At 38.6% G+C, this 17,723-nt stretch carries 20 protein-coding genes and 1 pseudogene; 13 read left to right on the top strand and 8 right to left on the bottom strand.

The window, feature by feature from the left end:
- Window positions 1-393 (top strand): IS200/IS605 family transposase (tnpA, locus tag ACMUMJ_RS16320; RefSeq protein WP_414679913.1); only part of this gene is annotated, 393 nt, incomplete at its 5' end.
- Window positions 394-568: 175 nt separating this feature from the next.
- On the opposite strand, the gene ACMUMJ_RS16315 is transcribed toward tnpA, so the two are convergent.
- The gene (locus ACMUMJ_RS16315) at window positions 569-2,926 is read right to left on the bottom strand and encodes an Ig-like domain-containing protein (protein WP_414679912.1); all 2,358 of its coding nucleotides are present in this window, start codon (window positions 2,924-2,926) and stop codon (window positions 569-571) included.
- Between the two features lie 29 nt (window positions 2,927-2,955).
- Window positions 2,956-3,396 carry a hypothetical protein gene (locus tag ACMUMJ_RS16310; RefSeq protein ID WP_414679911.1) on the bottom strand — a complete coding sequence of 147 codons (441 nt, stop codon included), beginning with the start codon at window positions 3,394-3,396 and terminating at the stop codon, window positions 2,956-2,958.
- Between the two features lie 78 nt (window positions 3,397-3,474).
- Between ACMUMJ_RS16310 and ACMUMJ_RS16305 the strand changes: the two genes are divergently transcribed.
- From ACMUMJ_RS16305 to ACMUMJ_RS16275, 7 genes are all read left to right on the top strand, one after another.
- On the top strand, window positions 3,475-4,344 hold the full coding sequence (locus ACMUMJ_RS16305) for a hypothetical protein (protein ID WP_414679910.1): 870 nt from the start codon (window positions 3,475-3,477) through the stop codon (window positions 4,342-4,344).
- A complete protein-coding gene (locus ACMUMJ_RS16300; protein WP_414679909.1) occupies window positions 4,344-5,486 on the top strand; it encodes an acyltransferase family protein in 1,143 nt (380 codons plus the stop codon). Before ACMUMJ_RS16305 ends, ACMUMJ_RS16300 begins: the two co-directional genes overlap by 1 nt.
- A complete protein-coding gene (locus ACMUMJ_RS16295) occupies window positions 5,452-5,877 on the top strand; it encodes a hypothetical protein (protein WP_414679908.1) in 426 nt (141 codons plus the stop codon). Before ACMUMJ_RS16300 ends, ACMUMJ_RS16295 begins: the two co-directional genes overlap by 35 nt.
- Complete coding sequence (locus ACMUMJ_RS16290) at window positions 5,878-6,342, top strand: hypothetical protein (protein ID WP_414679907.1); 465 nt, start codon at window positions 5,878-5,880, stop codon at window positions 6,340-6,342. It abuts the gene before it with no gap.
- 183 nt (window positions 6,343-6,525) lie between these two features.
- Window positions 6,526-7,248, top strand: a complete 723-nt coding sequence (locus ACMUMJ_RS16285; RefSeq protein WP_414679906.1) for a hypothetical protein — start codon at window positions 6,526-6,528, stop codon at window positions 7,246-7,248.
- A gap of 168 nt (window positions 7,249-7,416) precedes the next feature.
- Window positions 7,417-7,566 carry a hypothetical protein gene (locus ACMUMJ_RS16280; protein ID WP_414679905.1) on the top strand — a complete coding sequence of 50 codons (150 nt, stop codon included), beginning with the start codon at window positions 7,417-7,419 and terminating at the stop codon, window positions 7,564-7,566.
- A gap of 350 nt (window positions 7,567-7,916) precedes the next feature.
- Complete coding sequence (locus ACMUMJ_RS16275; RefSeq protein ID WP_414679904.1) at window positions 7,917-8,567, top strand: FKBP-type peptidyl-prolyl cis-trans isomerase; 651 nt, start codon at window positions 7,917-7,919, stop codon at window positions 8,565-8,567.
- 135 nt (window positions 8,568-8,702) lie between these two features.
- Here ACMUMJ_RS16275 and ACMUMJ_RS16270 read toward each other — a convergent pair whose 3' ends face one another.
- From ACMUMJ_RS16270 to ACMUMJ_RS16260, 3 genes are all read right to left on the bottom strand, one after another.
- Entirely contained in the window at window positions 8,703-9,776 is a 1,074-nt protein-coding gene (locus tag ACMUMJ_RS16270) for a hypothetical protein (protein ID WP_414679903.1), read from the bottom strand.
- A 38-nt stretch (window positions 9,777-9,814) separates the two neighbouring features.
- On the bottom strand, window positions 9,815-10,243 hold the full coding sequence (locus ACMUMJ_RS16265) for a hypothetical protein (protein WP_414679902.1): 429 nt from the start codon (window positions 10,241-10,243) through the stop codon (window positions 9,815-9,817).
- A 116-nt stretch (window positions 10,244-10,359) separates the two neighbouring features.
- Window positions 10,360-11,391 (bottom strand): hypothetical protein, encoded by a 1,032-nt coding sequence (locus ACMUMJ_RS16260; RefSeq protein ID WP_414679901.1) that lies wholly within the window; start codon window positions 11,389-11,391, stop codon window positions 10,360-10,362.
- Window positions 11,392-11,501: 110 nt separating this feature from the next.
- Here ACMUMJ_RS16260 and ACMUMJ_RS16255 point away from each other — a divergent pair, with 110 nt between their 5' ends.
- From ACMUMJ_RS16255 to ACMUMJ_RS16235, 5 genes are all read left to right on the top strand, one after another.
- Entirely contained in the window at window positions 11,502-11,915 is a 414-nt protein-coding gene (locus ACMUMJ_RS16255; RefSeq protein ID WP_414679900.1) for a hypothetical protein, read from the top strand.
- A gap of 56 nt (window positions 11,916-11,971) precedes the next feature.
- On the top strand, window positions 11,972-12,556 hold the full coding sequence (locus ACMUMJ_RS16250; RefSeq protein ID WP_414679899.1) for a hypothetical protein: 585 nt from the start codon (window positions 11,972-11,974) through the stop codon (window positions 12,554-12,556).
- A gap of 2 nt (window positions 12,557-12,558) precedes the next feature.
- Window positions 12,559-13,320 (top strand): thioredoxin fold domain-containing protein, encoded by a 762-nt coding sequence (locus ACMUMJ_RS16245; RefSeq protein WP_414679898.1) that lies wholly within the window; start codon window positions 12,559-12,561, stop codon window positions 13,318-13,320.
- A 77-nt stretch (window positions 13,321-13,397) separates the two neighbouring features.
- Window positions 13,398-14,120, top strand: coding sequence for a DNA/RNA non-specific endonuclease (locus tag ACMUMJ_RS16240; RefSeq protein ID WP_414679897.1), 723 nt, complete (start codon window positions 13,398-13,400; stop codon window positions 14,118-14,120).
- Window positions 14,120-14,794 (top strand): restriction endonuclease, encoded by a 675-nt coding sequence (locus ACMUMJ_RS16235; RefSeq protein ID WP_414679896.1) that lies wholly within the window; start codon window positions 14,120-14,122, stop codon window positions 14,792-14,794. Before ACMUMJ_RS16240 ends, ACMUMJ_RS16235 begins: the two co-directional genes overlap by 1 nt.
- Before the next feature lie 388 nt (window positions 14,795-15,182).
- Here ACMUMJ_RS16235 and ACMUMJ_RS16230 read toward each other — a convergent pair whose 3' ends face one another.
- The 3 genes and pseudogenes from ACMUMJ_RS16230 to ACMUMJ_RS16220 form a co-directional block, all read right to left on the bottom strand.
- On the bottom strand, window positions 15,183-15,695 hold the full coding sequence (locus tag ACMUMJ_RS16230) for a hypothetical protein (protein ID WP_414679895.1): 513 nt from the start codon (window positions 15,693-15,695) through the stop codon (window positions 15,183-15,185).
- A gap of 2 nt (window positions 15,696-15,697) precedes the next feature.
- Window positions 15,698-16,714, bottom strand: a complete 1,017-nt coding sequence (locus ACMUMJ_RS16225; RefSeq protein WP_414679894.1) for a hypothetical protein — start codon at window positions 16,712-16,714, stop codon at window positions 15,698-15,700.
- A gap of 707 nt (window positions 16,715-17,421) precedes the next feature.
- A pseudogene (locus ACMUMJ_RS16220) lies at window positions 17,422-17,589 on the bottom strand (transposase domain-containing protein); the annotation flags it as partial.
- Window positions 17,590-17,723: the final 134 nt, after the last annotated feature.

The following is a 17,723-nucleotide window of genomic DNA, read 5'->3' as shown; positions in this document are numbered from 1 at the left end:
TCCCATTATCATTGCGTTTATGACATGAAATATCATTTAGTGTTAGTTACAAAATATAGACGAAAATGCTTCACTTCTACAATGTTAGATTCACTACAAACTTCTTGTCAAAGCCTGTGCGACAAATGGGAAGTAGAATTAATTGAGTTTGGTGGTGAGGCTGATCACATCCATTTAATGCTAGGTTTTAACCCTACTCTTCAACCTTCTAAGTTCATCAACAATCTAAAAACAGTCACCAGTAGAAGGATTAGAAAAGAATACAAAAGTCATTTGGACAAGTTTTATTGGAAGCCAGTACTTTGGTCTAGAGCATATTGCTTACTTACAGCAGGAGGTGCGCCACTTGAAGTACTAAAGGAATATATACAAAACCAAAGCAGACCAACTTAGTAAATGCAAGGCTTCGCCTTACTCGCTATCCATCTCCCACTAAACTAACTCGCTTAGGCTCGTTAGCTATAGCCGGAGAATTTCGCGAAAGCTGTTAAAGGAAGGTGCTGTTATAAAGCCCTATATATAATATATAGGGCTTTATAAGTTTATTTATTTTGAGTGGTAGATGGTGTTAATTTGGAAGTCTGGCTAAATCGCTATTATAAATAGCAATGTATCCGTATTGAGACACATCTGCATCACCAACACCAAATAACAATAAGGCAAGTTTTTTACCACCTTCTGAGGAGTAGGTGAAAGGGATGGCCACTCCTGTTTTAAATGGGGCATACCCTATATTCATTTTGTAGCTCTTCAAGTCCTGTCTGATACCTAAAGTTCCATAAGGAGTCCATAATTCTCTTGTAGATGGGGTGGCCACATAATTGAAGACAAGCTCAGGATTTATATTTAGTATGCTATTGTCTATGTAAGGATCTCCCTCTATGCCGATTACTGATTTAGCTATGATTGGTGTGACTATTCCGTTTTCTACATTAACTCCATAATGGGTCTTTACATCCCCTGAACCATCGTGCCCAAAATAGGCCATTACTGAAGGGGTTCCGCTCGTGCCGAATGAGTTACTTATTGCATCTATCCCCATATAGGCTAAACCGCTAAGAGAGCCTGAAAACCAATTGTCTGGAGTATCGGACACGCTATACACGTAATCATTTGGTGAGCTAGAACTGTCATTGTATTGATAAGAGTGAATGCTCGTATCTGTTACACAGAGCAGAAAGGTTGATGGAGTTGGAAAGTGTTGCTGTTTAATGAAAATTGTTTTTCCTACGTCAGCGGAAGATGTCGAGTTACATCGGCTTATATCGATCGATCGGGATGGGCCGAATGGTGGCGCGTTAAATGGAAAGTTTTGAGTGAGAGAGCTTGCTCCGTTTATTGAGAAATATGAGTTGGCTTGTACTCCGAAAGTTGAGTTGCTTTCAGATATATCTGACAGTAGAGATATGTAGCTTCTGTCAGCCTTTTGACCCAATAGGCTTGTGATTGCCGGCATAAGGGCGCTATTACCGTCAAAAAGAAGGGATGTCTCAAATTGCGACGTATATGCCCCATCTTCTTCATCGGCGTTCTCTTCTCCTCCGTTTAAGTCGTAGATTGCCGCTTCAAGGAAGCCGTCACCCAGTTGAACTATCATGTGTTCACTTAAGAAGCTGCCTTTAGGATATGTGGGGTTAATCGGTGTAAGGGTAGATGAACTGAGTGAGCTGCTAGTTTTGCTTGCGACGAGTTGAGAGGTGGTAATATTAAAGCCAGAATCGTTTTCATAAGCTGGTTTTTTGTAGGAGACATAGAACATTCCATTGTTACCCTTGGAAAATGATAAAGGGCTACTTACTGTTGCTGTTTTTCCTATCGCGTCGGTAGGAAGTTGTAATGGCTCTTGGTAGGTCATCTGCTCCATTCTAAACTGATTGATCAAAGGGAAAAATTTGTCGTCAGGTAATTCAGCTATAGCAGAGATAGCACCATCTTCAAGCTTATTGATATGGTTTATTAGGCATCGATAAGATCCACATAAAAACTCTGTAGAATTTACTTCATCAGGTAGCCATGAACTAGCTAGAGTTTCTGTTATTTCAATATCGAAGGTGTCTGTAAGCTCGCCTAGAGAGCATGTTATCGTCACATTACCCGTTGCATACGCCCTCATAAAAAAGCCGTCTTCTAGATCCGTCATAGTTTCTTCGATATAGAGAGTTTTTTCATCAGAGCTATAGCATTGTGTGGCTGGTGGGTTAATTTCGACGGTGTCATTGGTCAAGTCGGCTTGAACGATTAGGTAGCTAGTATTGAACTCTATGATGGAAGGGGTGTTGTATTCAGAAATGGTCAATTTCGTAAATTCTGGATCCGTAAAAACAACATTAAATGATAATGATTGGTTGCTTAATTCACCTTCTACAGTGAATGTGCCTTCTGTATAGGATTTGAGTTTAAATCCGCCTCCCTCAGCTTGAGTGGGTATTAAGGTGCCACTCCAGCGGATAGAGTTGATCTCATCATCAGATACTTCGTTACCTTCCTCGTCTATAGCTGTGACTTTTAAGGAAATAGTTTCTCCTGCTGGAATGGGACTCTTGGAGGAAATTTCATATCCAATTTGAGAGAGTTTTTTGGTGGCAACGTAAACTGAAACTACTTGATATTTCTCGTGGTCTGGGTGTTTTACGACAATGACTGTTTGCCCTTTACTATTTGCTGTTAGCTCACCGCTATTGGTGACTGATACGATATCTGGATTGTAACTTTCAAATGCCACGCTCCTTGATCCAGAAGGTGCGGGAGTTACTGTCAATGCAAAGCTATCATTAAGCTGAAGAGATAGTCTATTGGTATTGACAGTAAAGCCAGCTTCATTGTCTGGTTCTTCAGGAGTTGTGTCTGGTTCTTCGGGAGTTGTGTCTGGGTCTGTTTGGGTATCTTGTGCCACATCTAAGTCGCAGGCAACAAGAGATAAAGACAAAAGAAGAGCTAGTAGTGTTTTCCATTTACTCATAGGTAACCTCTAATAAGTCGGTGTTGAGTTTCGTTGCATTGATCTTTAGCTTCATCTCCTGTTCCTCGTTTGCTTTGGTTAATTAAAATGCTTTCTTTTTCTCTAATTGTCGCGCCTGTTTTATATTCGAATAATATCCATGGTTTATGGCGTTCGATTATTTTTTTAATTTCAGTGTTATATAGAATTACTGAATTATCATTGCTTAGGAATGGGAGTGATTTGTCGTGTTTTATGCCTCGGCCCCTACAATTAACGATCATGGAAGCATCATTAATGAATGCCTGAGTACCATTTACATATAGATTTTGGTCACTATGCGTAAGAGGGAACCAGCCATCGCTTTTTCCATAAGACCACTTCATTTCAATTTTTTCTTGAGAGTCACAAGCGGAAACCAATATAACAATAGTGCTTATTAAAAAATAATTCTTCATATTAATACTAATTAGATGGTAATTAATTAATAATATATCACTTAATGATATTATTTAATAATCGATTGAGGGCATTCTATGAGGAATTCGGTTCATAAGGCAGAGTTGGATCTATTGGATATTCTAATATTGAATCATTTAAAAGATAAGGAAGCGGGCTATATTAAAGATCTGCTATCTGAAGGTGAGAAATCAGAAAGACTTGTTGTAACTTCTTGGTATGTCTCCTTAATAACGGATTTGAAAAAAAACAACCCCAAGGTTGATGTTTCTAGTCTCTACAAGTCCAAGTTCAGAAAAATGTTTAACGAATCTGCGTCCTGCTTGTTGCCACGCATAATGGAAGTGAAGGTTGGATATACGGTTTGCGATCGACTGGATATGACGATTAAGAATCTGCCTGGTGTGAGCAGTACTGCTCGGGCAGACTTTGTTCGCTACATAGTTGGACAAAAGATCACGGTAACTCAGGCGCTAAGTGATAATTGGGTTAATAGCGATACATTGTCTTTGGTGGCATCTATGTTGATGGTTAGAGAAGAATGGTTATTGAGTGGTGAGGGAGCGGCATCTCCTCTTGCTCACAGAGGTTTGGGGGATAAGGCGCTTGTTGGTTTGGGCGATAGCATGATAGGTGGGCAATGTCATAGGGTGGAATTATCCATTTTATTGTTGCCTGATGCTGACGACGATTCAGAAAGCGTCCTTATTATGGAAAAAATACACATTAAATCAAATTTCGGTGTTGCCCTTAAAATTATACCAATTGCTAGATGTTCAAGAGAGGAGGTTAATGATTACGTGAAGAAGGCCATGATCAAAATTATTACCCCCGTAGTGTATGAAGTTAAATCTGAGTCTTGGATGGTTTACTTGTTGGGAGACGCTCCTATGACAATGGTTTACAAAGATGCAAAAGTAAAAGCCTATGCGCCTGGGATTTTCTAATGGAAGCAAAAACAACAAATACAATAAAAGCGGTATTGGTTCTAATAGTTGTTGCTCAGCATTTGTGTTTTGCAATCTGGTCAAGCCTATATTTTGATCCAGTAATATCGGCATTAATGATATTTAGGGGGGATGTGGCTGTTGGGTGCTTGTTTTTGCTCTCCGGTTACGTGGTGGCTAAATACGCGACAATAAAAAAGAACGTTTGGATAATGGATCGATTGGGGCGACTGATTGTCCCCATGATTGCTGCCTTTCTATTAATGTATGTCTGCTACAAGATAGGGGCTGGAAACTGGGGGGTTAAACTTTCGTCAATGGGTTATGAGTGGGGTTATGTTAGCCCCATTGGTTTTTTTGATGATCTATCGATACAGGACGTTTTGGCAAGTTTCCTATTACAATTGGTTGGCTTTAATGACCAGCTTGTGTTGGTGGCCTGGTTGCTGCGACATGAATTAATCCTAAGCTTAACTATCTTCGCTATTATTGGTGGGGTGAGTAAGTCGCGTAAATACAAAAACGAGATCATTCTAGCAAGTTTACTATTAATGTTAATAATCTCATTTTATTTTAAGTTTGGCTTCGGTATTCACTCTGCGTTTTATTTAGGTGCGGTCATATTCTTCATAAATCGCATTCAAAGCACCCTCAGAAAAGTAATCCCTATTGAGTGTTTTATTGCTTTATCTTTCTTTGTTTATACCCTTGTCGTAATTAATTCTATGCAATCGGATGAATGGCGAGTGGAGCTTATCTCCAATAACTTGGCGTGGCTTGTCTTGCTGTTGACGGATGTAAGGTACTTTACCTTTTCACTTGCCCTGCCTTTCATTGCATTTGTCACGTTAGTAATTACGAAAAAATCCTCCATGGTTGACGGATTTCTAGAATGGTTGGGCGGGCGATCGTATTCTGTTTATTTGGTGAGTCAGTTCGCCATACAGATTGTAGCTATGGTTGTTTATAAGGTCGGTGCGTATGTGCCATCCATTGTGTTCGCTGGTCTTGTTTTGGCTTTGACGCTCATAATGGCGGAAATATTTTATAGAATCATTGAAGTGCCTAGTAAGCATATTATATCAAATCTCAAGTTGGGTGACCTTAATGTATGGAATAAGTTTCGTTTTAAAAAAGCGTAGGTGGTATGAGCCAAATAGCGTTGTTTATATTATAGAGAATGAGGATATTGCAGCCGCGATTTGTAAAAAAATCGAGAAAGCGATGGAGGATGATGTAAAAGAATACGACGTATCAGTGGACTTCAAAAAACGAATAATGCAAGTACCTGAATTAGGGGTCGAAATTAGGGGAAGGGCAATGGTGGAGGGGGTAATCGGCCTAATCCGAAAAAAATACTGGGAAAAGGATTGCGTGATTAATGGGGAGATTAATTGCTTCTACATTTTTGATGATGAGTCGGCGCGAAAATTTAGATTTAAAGAAAAGTATAACATTCTAGCTTTTCTTAATTTATTACAGATTGCTTCGGTATTAGGCGGGGCTCTTGCAGTACTGGATATGGTGGTTTAAATGTTAAAGGGTAAAAGTGGAGATGCAATATATGCGGTATATGGACTTGTTGATCCTGTGTGTAATGCTGTAATGGCCTATCAAAAGGGAATGATATATAGGGAAGGTCTTATAGCAATTGTAAGAGATAAATATCGTTTCGAAGATGTTGATTTTATCCTTAGTTACGTAAACAAAAGTGGTTCAGAGTTCAATTTAAAAGATATTGGACTACTAATTAAATCTAATATATTCAGATGCTTATACTATATTAAAGCACCAGATGATTTGTCTGCCGTAATGTATCATAGAGGTATGAATGATCATCATGTTAAGGCCTCGAAAAGAACCTATGAGAGAGGGGAGTTTTCTGGAGATATTTTGTTACGTAGTAGCATGGGAATAGCAAAAGTTTTGTATCGAGATGGGCTGGGATTTTCAAGAGTCGAAGTGGATTTGAATGACTTACAACTGGGAGAAATTTAATTATTTAACAAGAGTTAGGTTCTGTTAATGAAAGAAATATACCAATGTGTAATATTGTTTCTCATCTAGGAAATGTAATTAAATGTAAATATTAAGTATTAAGTAACTGAAAATAGTTTCTTATATTGTGATTAATTAAAATGCTGATATATTTATAGGTACGAAAAAATACTGGAGCATAAAATGAGTCACACTGTTTACAATAGAAGACAGACTGATACCGCAAGTAAAGTTGATATTTTACTAGAAGAACTTACCAAAGAAGCCTCTGATAAGTGGGCTCTGTTCAATAAGTTTGTTAGCTCAAACGTGCGTGAAGATCTTGAAGCTATTGTTGATCAAGACATTAGGTCGGTACTTATGATTTTTTCCATTGTTGAAAATGAAGAAAAGAATAATGTCAAAGGTTTGGTAGAGAGCTTTTGTAATGCTGATATTGATCAGGTTGTCGAAAAAATGTCTATTTACATAACAGAGCTGCACAGGCAATGCAACAAAGAAATTATAGGCGCGAGTGAAGATGGAAGATTGGCAAAGTTGCGCAAGCGATCCGACACTACTGAAAAGCTTGCAAAAGTCACAACGCCAGTTTATAAAAAATCGAAAGCTGCAAAAGGTAAGCGCTCTAGAGGGGTGGATCTTGTTATTAGTTGTGTTGATGAGCAAGGATTGCCTCAGACGAAGAAATGGTCATCATTAGGTCGCAAGCCAGATATCTTGAAAAGAATTATTGAATTGAATGCGCATTATTCAAGCTCCGAAGAATTGAGAAATATTGTTGTACAAGAAGGTGGCAGACTAAAAGGGGAAAATGACGAGATTGGTGAATGGGTCATTTCGGTTGTAAATACGAACGGCAACGCAGTTAACTTAGATTTAGATGCCACTGCTAATCCAGAGCAGTAAATTACCATACAGCGCGTAAAACACCTCCCTTTAGGTGGGTGATATAAGCGCCCCTCTGTTTTTGTTTGTCAAGTGATATCTAACATCGGGAAAATTCTGTCGAACCTTTCGGCTCGATACTCCTTTCAGTCAATTTATTAACTTAGATAATGACACTTCTTGTGAAAAATGAACGGATTAATCGTTGTCTGTAAAGTCAGCAGTGCTGCTTTAGCAAAAACCAAAATAGCTAATCTGTTTTGGATGCAAGTTGAGTTTGTTGAGGTTACAGCGCAAGCAACATTCTCCGCTTTGGGGCATCAAGCACTAGCAGTATGAATCTCCACCCTTTAGGGGTGGGGAGGATGTCAAGAAAATCTATCACAGGACCCAGATGACTATGAATACCTCGAACACAAAACTTATTAAATTTATCAATGAAAAAATGGAAGAGAGAGATCAACATAACGCAATGCCATTCCCCATGGAGTACATAAGAAAGTACTTAGATCAGAACCTAGACTCTATTCCAAAGAACCTTACATGGATTTTTTATAGAAATAAGAATCTAGCTAAGCTTGAAAGAGCTCACACAGTCTTAATGTATCACTCTATCCATTATAGAGAACTGGATTCCCATGCAAAGTCTGAATACTGCAAGAACTTCCTAAAAGAAATGTGTAAACATTATGCTTAATTTAAATTTATCCATAACGGTTCTTGCACTGATCCTACTACTGTCCATATCATCTAGTCACGCGCACAACATAAATCAATCTATCGCAAAATCTGCCGCTGATGTCGTAGTTTCCGAACTACTCAACTCTGATGAACGTCACAATTACGATACCGAGGAAATGCTTGAAGCACTAAGAAATGCTCTCGATAACTCAACGCTATATCTTGAGAGCCTTTCTGCAATAGAAAGTGAAGAAGGCGAAAACTTTACGCGCAAGCAAGCTGAAGCGATGTTTATTAGAAGCATCATGACCTACCCTTTTCTACGCAGTACAACCACTGGAATTCTCTACCAATCCATAAAGACAGCCACCAATAACACCTTGCCACCAAAGAGCACGGATAAGGTGAGGGTTAATATTGATGTGAGGGCGTATGATGGAGAAGTATTGTTAGACGAGGATAATTATGTGGTTCGTCTAAATCTAATTCACTCGATACTTTCATCCATAATAACTAACATGACAGAAGGAGAAGAGATCAAGGCTTTTATACCGAGCACCCTAATGTTTGGTGGTAATCAATACAGAAACATACCACCTTATTCAACAATGATTGCCACAATAGAGCTAATTCAGATCGTAGAACCTACAAAATATTGATTGCCTGCCCCATAAGCCATAAGCCATAAGCCATAAGCCAGTTGACATCCTCCCCACCCTAAAGGGAGAGGGTGTCAACATAATCAAAAGGACTCGCATTAACATCAACCTTGGAATCAATTATTTAGGTTGATCCTATATCAAAGACAATCTGCAGTCTCTCAAGCTACGTTTTTTATCAATTATTTGCTTAATGACGTCGGCCATGCCTGCGTCATTAGACACTAACCGTATATCATCCATTGAGATTGCCCTGTGACTATATAGCTCCAACAAATCTTGCTCTTTCCCCCAATAGTCGTCATTAATCGACTCTATTTCGTCGTCTGTTCGAGCGACTAAGAAATACCCATCATCAACCGGCATCAATGTAGACAAGTTGGGTGCAATAACAACTGAAGCCTTTATCCCTCGATTAGCCAACTTCTTAGAAAGAGATTTTTTTGCAGCTTTGTTCTTAACTATGAGCCGCTTACTCTCCAAGTATTTGGTTAAATCAAGGTTGTAATCATGAATAGACCCTGTATCTAATTTTGCTAGAATTTTAGCGATAGCTGGATGCAGATTATTTACAACAGAATCATTCTTCCAATCTAGCTCCAGTAAATCCGCAGCCGAACACATCCCCTTTTCTCTATATTTACTCAATGTAGTAGATCGATTACTGACCACCGCCGAGTAGAATGAATCTATTTCATTTATCCCGGATGCCATTTGCATTTGTCTCACATCAACATCGCCTCGGTTATTTTTGAGTACAATATCATGGCCAAGAAACTCAATAGTTGTGACTGCACTTAATCCGTAGTTACCTTTGAAATTTGGTGCCAACTTGTAACGTATCGTCTGACCTACCCACAAATTAACCAAACTCACTTGTTGATTAAGAAGTGTGTAGTATTCCTTATCGTATTCTTTTGTAACTCGATCATAATTTAATAGGTAATAATCGTAGAAAAGAGGCTTATTAAGCTTTTCATACCCCAAACCCTTGAGAATAGAATCACGCTTAGTCACATAATTGCTACCAGGGGCACGCAAAAGTGTTCCTGGACTATTCTGAACTCCAAAAAAATATGCCCCAGTCTTATATCGATCCACTCCAGACTTCTTTTCGTAGTCATTTAACATGTTGATATCACTCGCAGCAAAGGAGCCTCCTGCCTGCACAAGAGAAATACACATTAAAGCAAACTTCATTAACCTCATATTAAACCTCCTTTATATCGTCAAAGACTCTTCAGAATTTAATCTTTGAGACTTTCTTGTTTTATTCTTTCAATTAGCCTGAACAACGCGAAGTCTTTCTCATCATTCGTTCTATCTCTGTCAGCTAAAATTTCAATTCCTGAGATCAACTCCTTGTTAAATCGTTCAAGTTGCTTTTGACCATAAGCGGCAGCCGCTCCTACACCAATCTTGCTCATGAAGATCTTTACCACGTCACTTCCTATTTCAGCCATAAGCTCCGTATCAGATGTGATAACCGCTCCCTGCTGTTTATTTAAATAGGCCCTGGCCCGTATAATGGTAGATAAACTGCATGCTTTTAATCCATCATTGCTTCTTTGAACTTCTTCTAGTATCTCAGCTTGAGTTACCTTTCTAGAAACCCTATTTTCAAGCTCCGAAATAATAGATGCCACACGCAAGACGGCTACTGATACCTTTTCCATACATAGACACCATTCAATTAAAAATTAATAATAGCCCAATTAATGCTATTTAATCATTAAATAGTTTTATTTACCATCGAGCGCATAAAGCACCTTCCGTTAGGGTGGGAAAGATGTCAAGTTTTTCTCTGAGTCTGACTCATGCTTACTTTTAATATCGTATCTTTGTGGTTAGGGTTTTTTATATAAAAAATCGCATCTTCGTTTTGATCGCTTTTTGGTATTTGCTTGCCAAGAAAAGATTGAATCTGTTCCATTTGATCTTTTGAAGTAATGCTGTGTAGGGATTGCATTTCCCTAGAGAAAATATCGAGATGGTTTTTAGTTGATGGTTTGTTTGAGTGTGCGTCAAGCGCTATAGGAGCCATAGCCTCAAGCAATTTAAGCTTCTCTACTTTTGGTATAGGTAGGTGGTTAATTCCTTCACCTAGTGATGTGGTGAATGCTGCTTTGATTTTACTGCTTGTTATGGGGTTGTTATAAATTTCTTTATCGGTGTGAGACAAGCCAAGAATTTGAGGGTTTATTGTAGATAGCTCTAAAGTTGAGGTTTTTTCTACTATTTCTTTGATTTTTCTGTTATGGAGAAAATCTTCGAAGACTTCATTATTTTGCTGATTGATCAATTTTAGATAATGAGTTGGTGGACTTACTTTAAGTTCGGAAATATTTTCATATTGCTCCGAGAGTGATGGATTGATGTTGTTAAGGGTTGCTTCTAGACTTTTCGAGTTACGGTTGCATATTTCGACGTACTTATTAATGTTATAGCTTGGGCCAAGCTCATTGGCTTCGTTTAAAGACTTAATTATATCTATGTGATTGTCCTCTAGCTTGGTTAAAAAGTCTGCCAATAACGTTGCTGCATCTAAGTTTTTGATAAATGAGTTTGATGATGTGGAGCCGTTTTTAAGAATGTCCTCTATATCTTGGTTGCATTTAGGGGGGAGGGTTTCATGTAAGGCGTTTTTTAACTCTATCCCAAGATCGATATTTATCCAGTGCTCGGGATGAAAGTGACTGGCTCGTATCGTTTTAATCATATCAAGTTTATTTTCTGCTGACAGTAATTTATTTCCTTCTTCATGATTGCTGAAACGTAGCTGGCCTTTTGATATATCAAGGAATAAGTCTGATGAGTCGTTCATTTTGCCTCCAAAAAAACAATTAATTAATTGTTGCTATATTTTAATTAAAAAATAATAAATGCATAATATATTCTGGTATTAATTAAAATATAAAATTTTTCGGAGTCTAAATGCTTAATAAAAGCGGTTTTTTGTCGTTTGCAAGTGATATGAAGGATGTTGCAAAAGATATGTCTGGTAAGGCCAAGGAAAAGGCGTTAGAGGGTGTAGATAATGGTAAAAGAAAAATCCACCAGCAATTGCGAGGGAAATTGATTTCTATGATTTCAGAAAGTGTATTGATTCTTGTCAATGCTGATGATCATGATTCGGTAAGGGTGGAGCTTGCCGACTTGGATTTACTAGGAGGTGTTGTACTACAAGTGATAGAAAATAATGCCAATTATGAAGGGTTTCATAAGGGGGTTGTGATCAGTTATTGCGGGGTTGGTGGCGCTGAAATGATCGTTAAAAACCCAAATGAATTGATTTCTATTGTTCGTTCACTGCGAATTTTAAAAAAGCATTGTGAATTAGTGGTTTAAAAACTTGTTCATTATTTATCCTCATATTTTGTGAATGAATTGAAGCTGGTGGAAGTATGAATGCAAAAGAGTTAAAGCAATGCATAAAGAGCGCCTTGCGAGAGCCTGAGAGTACTGAGGATGGCTATAAATACTTGGAAGGTGTAAGGGAAAGGGCCTTTAAGGTTGAGGAAGAGCTGATTTCAGCGGGTTTCGACATAGATGAATACTTGAACAAGCATAAAGATATGTTGATGGCGTATGTGAATGTGGATGCCCAGATTTTATACTCATGTGATATTGAAAATGACTTGGTAAGCTCTTTGGAGAAAGGAAGTATTAAGGGGTTGGATGACTGGTTTAGTTACATGATTCATTTGAATATTCCGCCTTTTTATAGGTGGAAGTATGTTAAGCATGGAGAGATGTCGGTTAGTAGATGGTATAGAAGAGGTAGGCGTCCTGGTAGATTGCTGCTTGAAGATGCTTCCGTGTTTCTACTTAGCTCTTTTGAGCCGTACAAGACCCCTGTCAAACTTATGAATGTTGAAAAGAGAGTTTTAGCAGCTTTGATTGATATAGATGAAGGCACTTATTTTGATGATGTGTTGCGAAAATTACCACTAAGTGTTTTGAAGTTAATCAAGCAAGTAAGGGTATAGCCATGAAGAGTCTAGTTATGGGTTTAATGATGGTGGCTCCAATGATAGCTGCAGCCCAATCCGATTTGACCGTCGTTGACGATGAGTTAAGTGAACGCTTCGATTTTTTGATTAATTCCCTTGACTCCAATTCGCATTTGAAGAAAGCAATTAAAGATGAAAGGTCAGGAATGTATTTACTCGTAACTGATACTGGGGGGCGGGTTTATTCTGATAGATCGGCAACCTCTATTATCACAGGTGACATGATAGAGGTAAACAATGGAGTGATGAGTAATCGTACTCAGTCGGTATTAGCGAAGGAACTATTTTCCATTCCTAGAGACGAGGTTATTGTGTACCCAGCGAAAGAACCTAAGCTGGCAACTGTTTTAATATTTTACGATATTGATTGCGAATTTTGCCAACGAATGCATCGAGATACTCCCTTCTTACAAAATAGCGGGTTAGAGGTTCGCTATTTGGCGTATCCTAGATCTGGCGTGCTTTCTGAGTCTGCAAGTGTGATGAAAGGAATATGGTGTAGGGATGGAGATAAACCAATACTAGACTACATCTCCAAGGCGCCATTATCTGATCGTCAATTACTTATTGAAAAAGGAGGGACGGAAAATAAGTGTAATAAAAATGTAGTTTTTGACCAATATTCATGGGGTAGATCATTGAATTTGTCTGGAACGCCTGCATTAGTTTTTGAATCAGGTGAAGTCATTAATCATAGTCTTAAAGCATCCACAATCATAGAGAAAGCCTTCGCGGACTGATGGCCCGTGAAACTCTACGTTAGATTAAGCCCATCTTTTATATCTAGATGATAAAGATAATTAAAGGTTTCTATAAGATGAAAAGAATTTTAACTGGTGTGGTGGTGGTTGCTTCCATTGCTTCTTCGTTCGCTTTTTCTCAAAGTAATACGATCCCAAAAAACCTCAGTCAGTATGATTTTGAAAACTATAGTGTATTGCTGACTTGCTCAGATAGGGCTCCAAATATAAGTAATGAATGTCAGCCAAAGCGTTTAGGAACTTATAAGGGAAAGCACGGCCCAGAGCAGGTCAGTTTTGATCGTTCGCATCTTATTGACGCGAATACGTTTGATTTTAGTGCGACTGCAATCAAGCAGTCTAACTACATGGTTAATATAGCTCCACAGATATCATACCTTAATCGTGATTACGCATGGAAAGAGATTGAGGAACGTCTAGATTGTTACAGAACACCTGAATACATTTCCCAAGATAAGTCTATCCTCGTTATGGCGGGAGTTATTTGGGGAAACAATGAGAGTGATGATTATTTTATTGACAGTCATGGGGTTAAGACACCGGATGCATTTTTTAAAATTGTTTCATTTAATGGTGGCCCACAAGGAAATAAAGTATACGCTTGGAAAATTCCTAATGTTTCAGGCTCTCAGTCAGATAACCCAGATGACTTTTTAGTAAGCGTGCAGTCGTTAGTAATTGATTCTGGTGTGTTTGAAATAAGAGATTTAGTTCCAGTAGTTGATTATACTGTATCTGAGACTTCAATGCCTCGTCCATCGGTGTGTGACTTATCTTAATGGCAAGTTTTGCTGATTTGATACGAGTGTTGGAAAATATTCAAGCCGCATTAGTATCAATTGAATTTATTGTTGTTGCAGTGGTTATTTTTTTTCTAGTTCTGTTTATACGGGTGACCTTAACACGTCGGTCGTATAAACAAGTGCGACCTAACACAAAGGCTCAAAAGATCGCCTATGGTAATGCTAAGAAGGCCATTAGGGTGATAAAAAGGTCTGATGAAGGTGAGGGGATTCGAGCATTAAATACATTGAATGGGTTTGCTTTCGAGCTTCTATGTTTGCAAATCACTACAAAATCCAAGGGACTAACGTTTATAGCGACGCCTAAGTTAACTAATGATGGTGGTATAGACGGTATCATTATTGCCTCAGATGTTATGTGGGTTTTGCAGGCCAAGCATTATACTGGATATGTTAATGAACATGACATCACTTCATTGAGCGCACTTACTCGGGCGCTAGAGGATGGAGCTTATAGGGAGCGTAAGTCCAAACTGCTAGGTGTCAATGGAAGGCGTTTAAAGCAAGTGCGTTTAGTGAAGGCGATATTTGTTACATCTGGAAAGGTGAGTAAGACTAACATAGAGGTGTGTCATTTGCTTAATATAAGGCTTGTGCAGGGTTATGAGTTGCTTTCAGCAATTAGAGCTGGACAATCAGTAATTGATTAATGATTTTTCCATACAAATGTGTCAATCAATCTAATTTAGATGCCTACTAGGGAACATGCGTATAAGTCGAGCTGCACGCCTTAACATTCTGAAAAGCCCAATGACAGTCAGTAATTTGGGTGTTTTATTACTTTTCTAACACTAAATAAGATAATTGAACCTTGTTTAGTGTTTTTTTAACGGATTAACCCCTTGCGGCTCGGATCATCTGATCAATTCGAAACACGTTGGCAAGGGCAAACAAAAAGGATGCTCGTAATGGCCGAGCCTACTACGAGAAGAATTATCGAGAACTCAGCACAAAATATAACGAACTTTACTCTGAACATGTTTGGCACAAAAGAAAAGCCGGAAAGTTTCATTTTGACACCCTAAAAGACGATTGATTTTATTCCCGAGATAAAAATGGATAAAATATGTGAAGCTCGCTTGGTGAGCAAGCGTGGTTCAAAGATAAGAATTCGATGCATTTTGCATAGATGCTTGATGCTGTCAGATAAGAAAGAGGTAAAAAATATTTCTCATCTTTTGAGAAGTTGAAGTAAGCGTTACAAATAGGATCGTTCGGCATATGTTGGGTCATGTCTTTAAATTGAAATGTTAAGTTCCTTGATCCCCGAGTACACACAGTAATATTTTTGGATTTGCCTATTTTTTTTGAAATGTGGCTTCGAAGTTGATTGATAATATGTGCAAGATTCAGCGTGTCTTCAATATCTAGTAACATTGAAAACGAACGGTAACCTTCCGCATTAGAGACTAATGAGATCATATACTCAAACGATTTGATTTCACCGCGAAAAATGTTGTTTCTTTTCAGTATACTCAAAGATGCTGTTCCTTTCGCATTGCTAAAACTTGTTGCTGGTCTCATCAGAGTTTCATATTCAGTTGCTTCCATTGCTATTCCTCATGATCATGTAATACTGCAAACCAATTTTGATTTTTGACTAATCTAACTGCATTCATTTTTTTTCGACTCGATGGTTTCTGTTTTGGCACGATTTCTCCAGCCTCAAGCTTTACGTCAAGGTGCGGGAGCGTCACTCTGAATTCAGAATCACTTGAAACATTGTAAATTATAAGAGGAGTAACCATTGGTATGGATTTTTCCCATACCTCGTCTTCCGCATATTTTACAGAGAAATATGGTGCTGGACGTTGCTTGAAGCGAACCACGAATTTAGCGTGAGGGTATTTATGGATCGCATTCATGAGTTCGATTTGTTTTTTTGTTCGTACGGTGTGATCTTCAGGAAAGAATTTTAGTGCTTCATATAGATTTCCTTTGTTTTTTTGAGTATCACCAGATGTCTTCCATTTTATAGTAAGTCTTTGGAGTGATTTGTCGATCGGTGTTTGACGAATATGTCTTGTTATGATCTCAAAGTTGTCATGTTCAAGAATAATGTTCCTGGCAATAAGCATGTTATTAATTGAATCGTATTGAGAGCGATTAAGTTTGAATTGTGCTGCGGCCAGTACTTTGAATTGGTCTTTGCGCGTATTTAATTCAATGACGTTATCGTAAGTGGTTTGTTGGTTTTCAGAGCAAATAATGTAGCCGACATATCGATGGAGGGCGTTTAGGGCTCGGTGGGGCAGTGTGGAAAAGCCATAGATATCGTGTATGGACTCACTCAGCTTCCGAGGTTGAGGGTTGTAGTCGAGGTCGGACAGATCAATTATGGTTTCCCCGTTTTCATCTTCGGTAACCTGTAGCGGTTTAATGTAATAAAGTTGATGTTGGTGAACGGGGTCAAAAGGTGGTTTTACTTTGTTGTAGCCGGATCGATGAGGTTGTAATGCAGGCTGCTGGAAAAACACGGGTTGATTTAATAAGGAGTTTTTTAATTCATGGGAGAGTCGCTTGATCTCAGAGAGGAGGCCGAGTAGTTCGCGATCGTTTGAGTCGGACATGGGTTCCCTCCTAAGTGATTGATGTTAATAATGTATCATGAAATGAGGGGATAATGCCATTTTTTATACGTAACATACTAACCCCTCTATTTAACCAATCCCTTTCCTTTCAGACCTTTTCGGCCTCGTTTTCCTCGATACCACCACGCCCAGTTTTTTCTTTTGTCTCTTTATCTTTTTTTTCTTTTTTCGTACGAAGAGCCAGAGCGTTAATAGGAAGTCATAGCATCGAGGCCAGATCTTTGGTGTTCAGGTAGAGTGTTTGTGTTAGGTAATATGAAGGGATGCAAGGAAGGTGGATTTAATTTAATATGTTCCGTATAAAAATTGTTTGCTATTCTTAGTGATTAGAGAACTTTCGATAATCACTAATCGTAATCCAATAAATGCACCCGGGTTAATTAAATATGTCTATAAAAATGGTTTCATATCAATTATTTGACTAAATATTGTTGATATTTTGATTGAAGATGTCGCATACTCGATTCTAATAGGGAAAATATTTAGTGTAAGCGTCTGGCAAACCACACCTTGAGGATGTTTTTTGATCTATCGCATCTTTGTGATGCTTTAGAGATGCAAGCTGACCATTATGTCTCTAAAGTGTTGTTAAGACAGAGAGCTACGGATGGTTTACGCTCCCAGGATGGGAGCTCTGTCTTTCTTCAGGGCGATCAATGAGCCGCATGGAAGCGGTGGAGAGTCTCTTAAGGCGTTAACGTCACATTCCAAGGCAGCAAGTCATCGATGTCTGCATCTGTTTTCCGCTTTGGCAGTTCTTTAAACAATGTCACAAGGTAGTCGTAAGCGATTAAGCCATTGGCTTTAGCGGTTTCGATCATGCTGTAGAGCATCGCGCTGGCCTCGGCACCGTTTTCCGTATTTGGTAAGCGTACGGCAAACCACACCTTGTTTCTATCTTAGAGCTTAATATTCCAAGGCAGCAGGTCTTCTAGGCTGTCCTCTGTATTGCGCTTCGGAAGTTCTTCAAACAATGTCACTAGATATT

It is taken from the genome of Marinomonas phycocola (assembly GCF_047525455.1).
Classification (GTDB): Bacteria; Pseudomonadota; Gammaproteobacteria; order Pseudomonadales; family Marinomonadaceae; genus Marinomonas.
The sequence above is the reverse complement of the archived record's forward strand: the minus strand, read 5'-3'. Positions and strand labels throughout refer to the sequence as shown.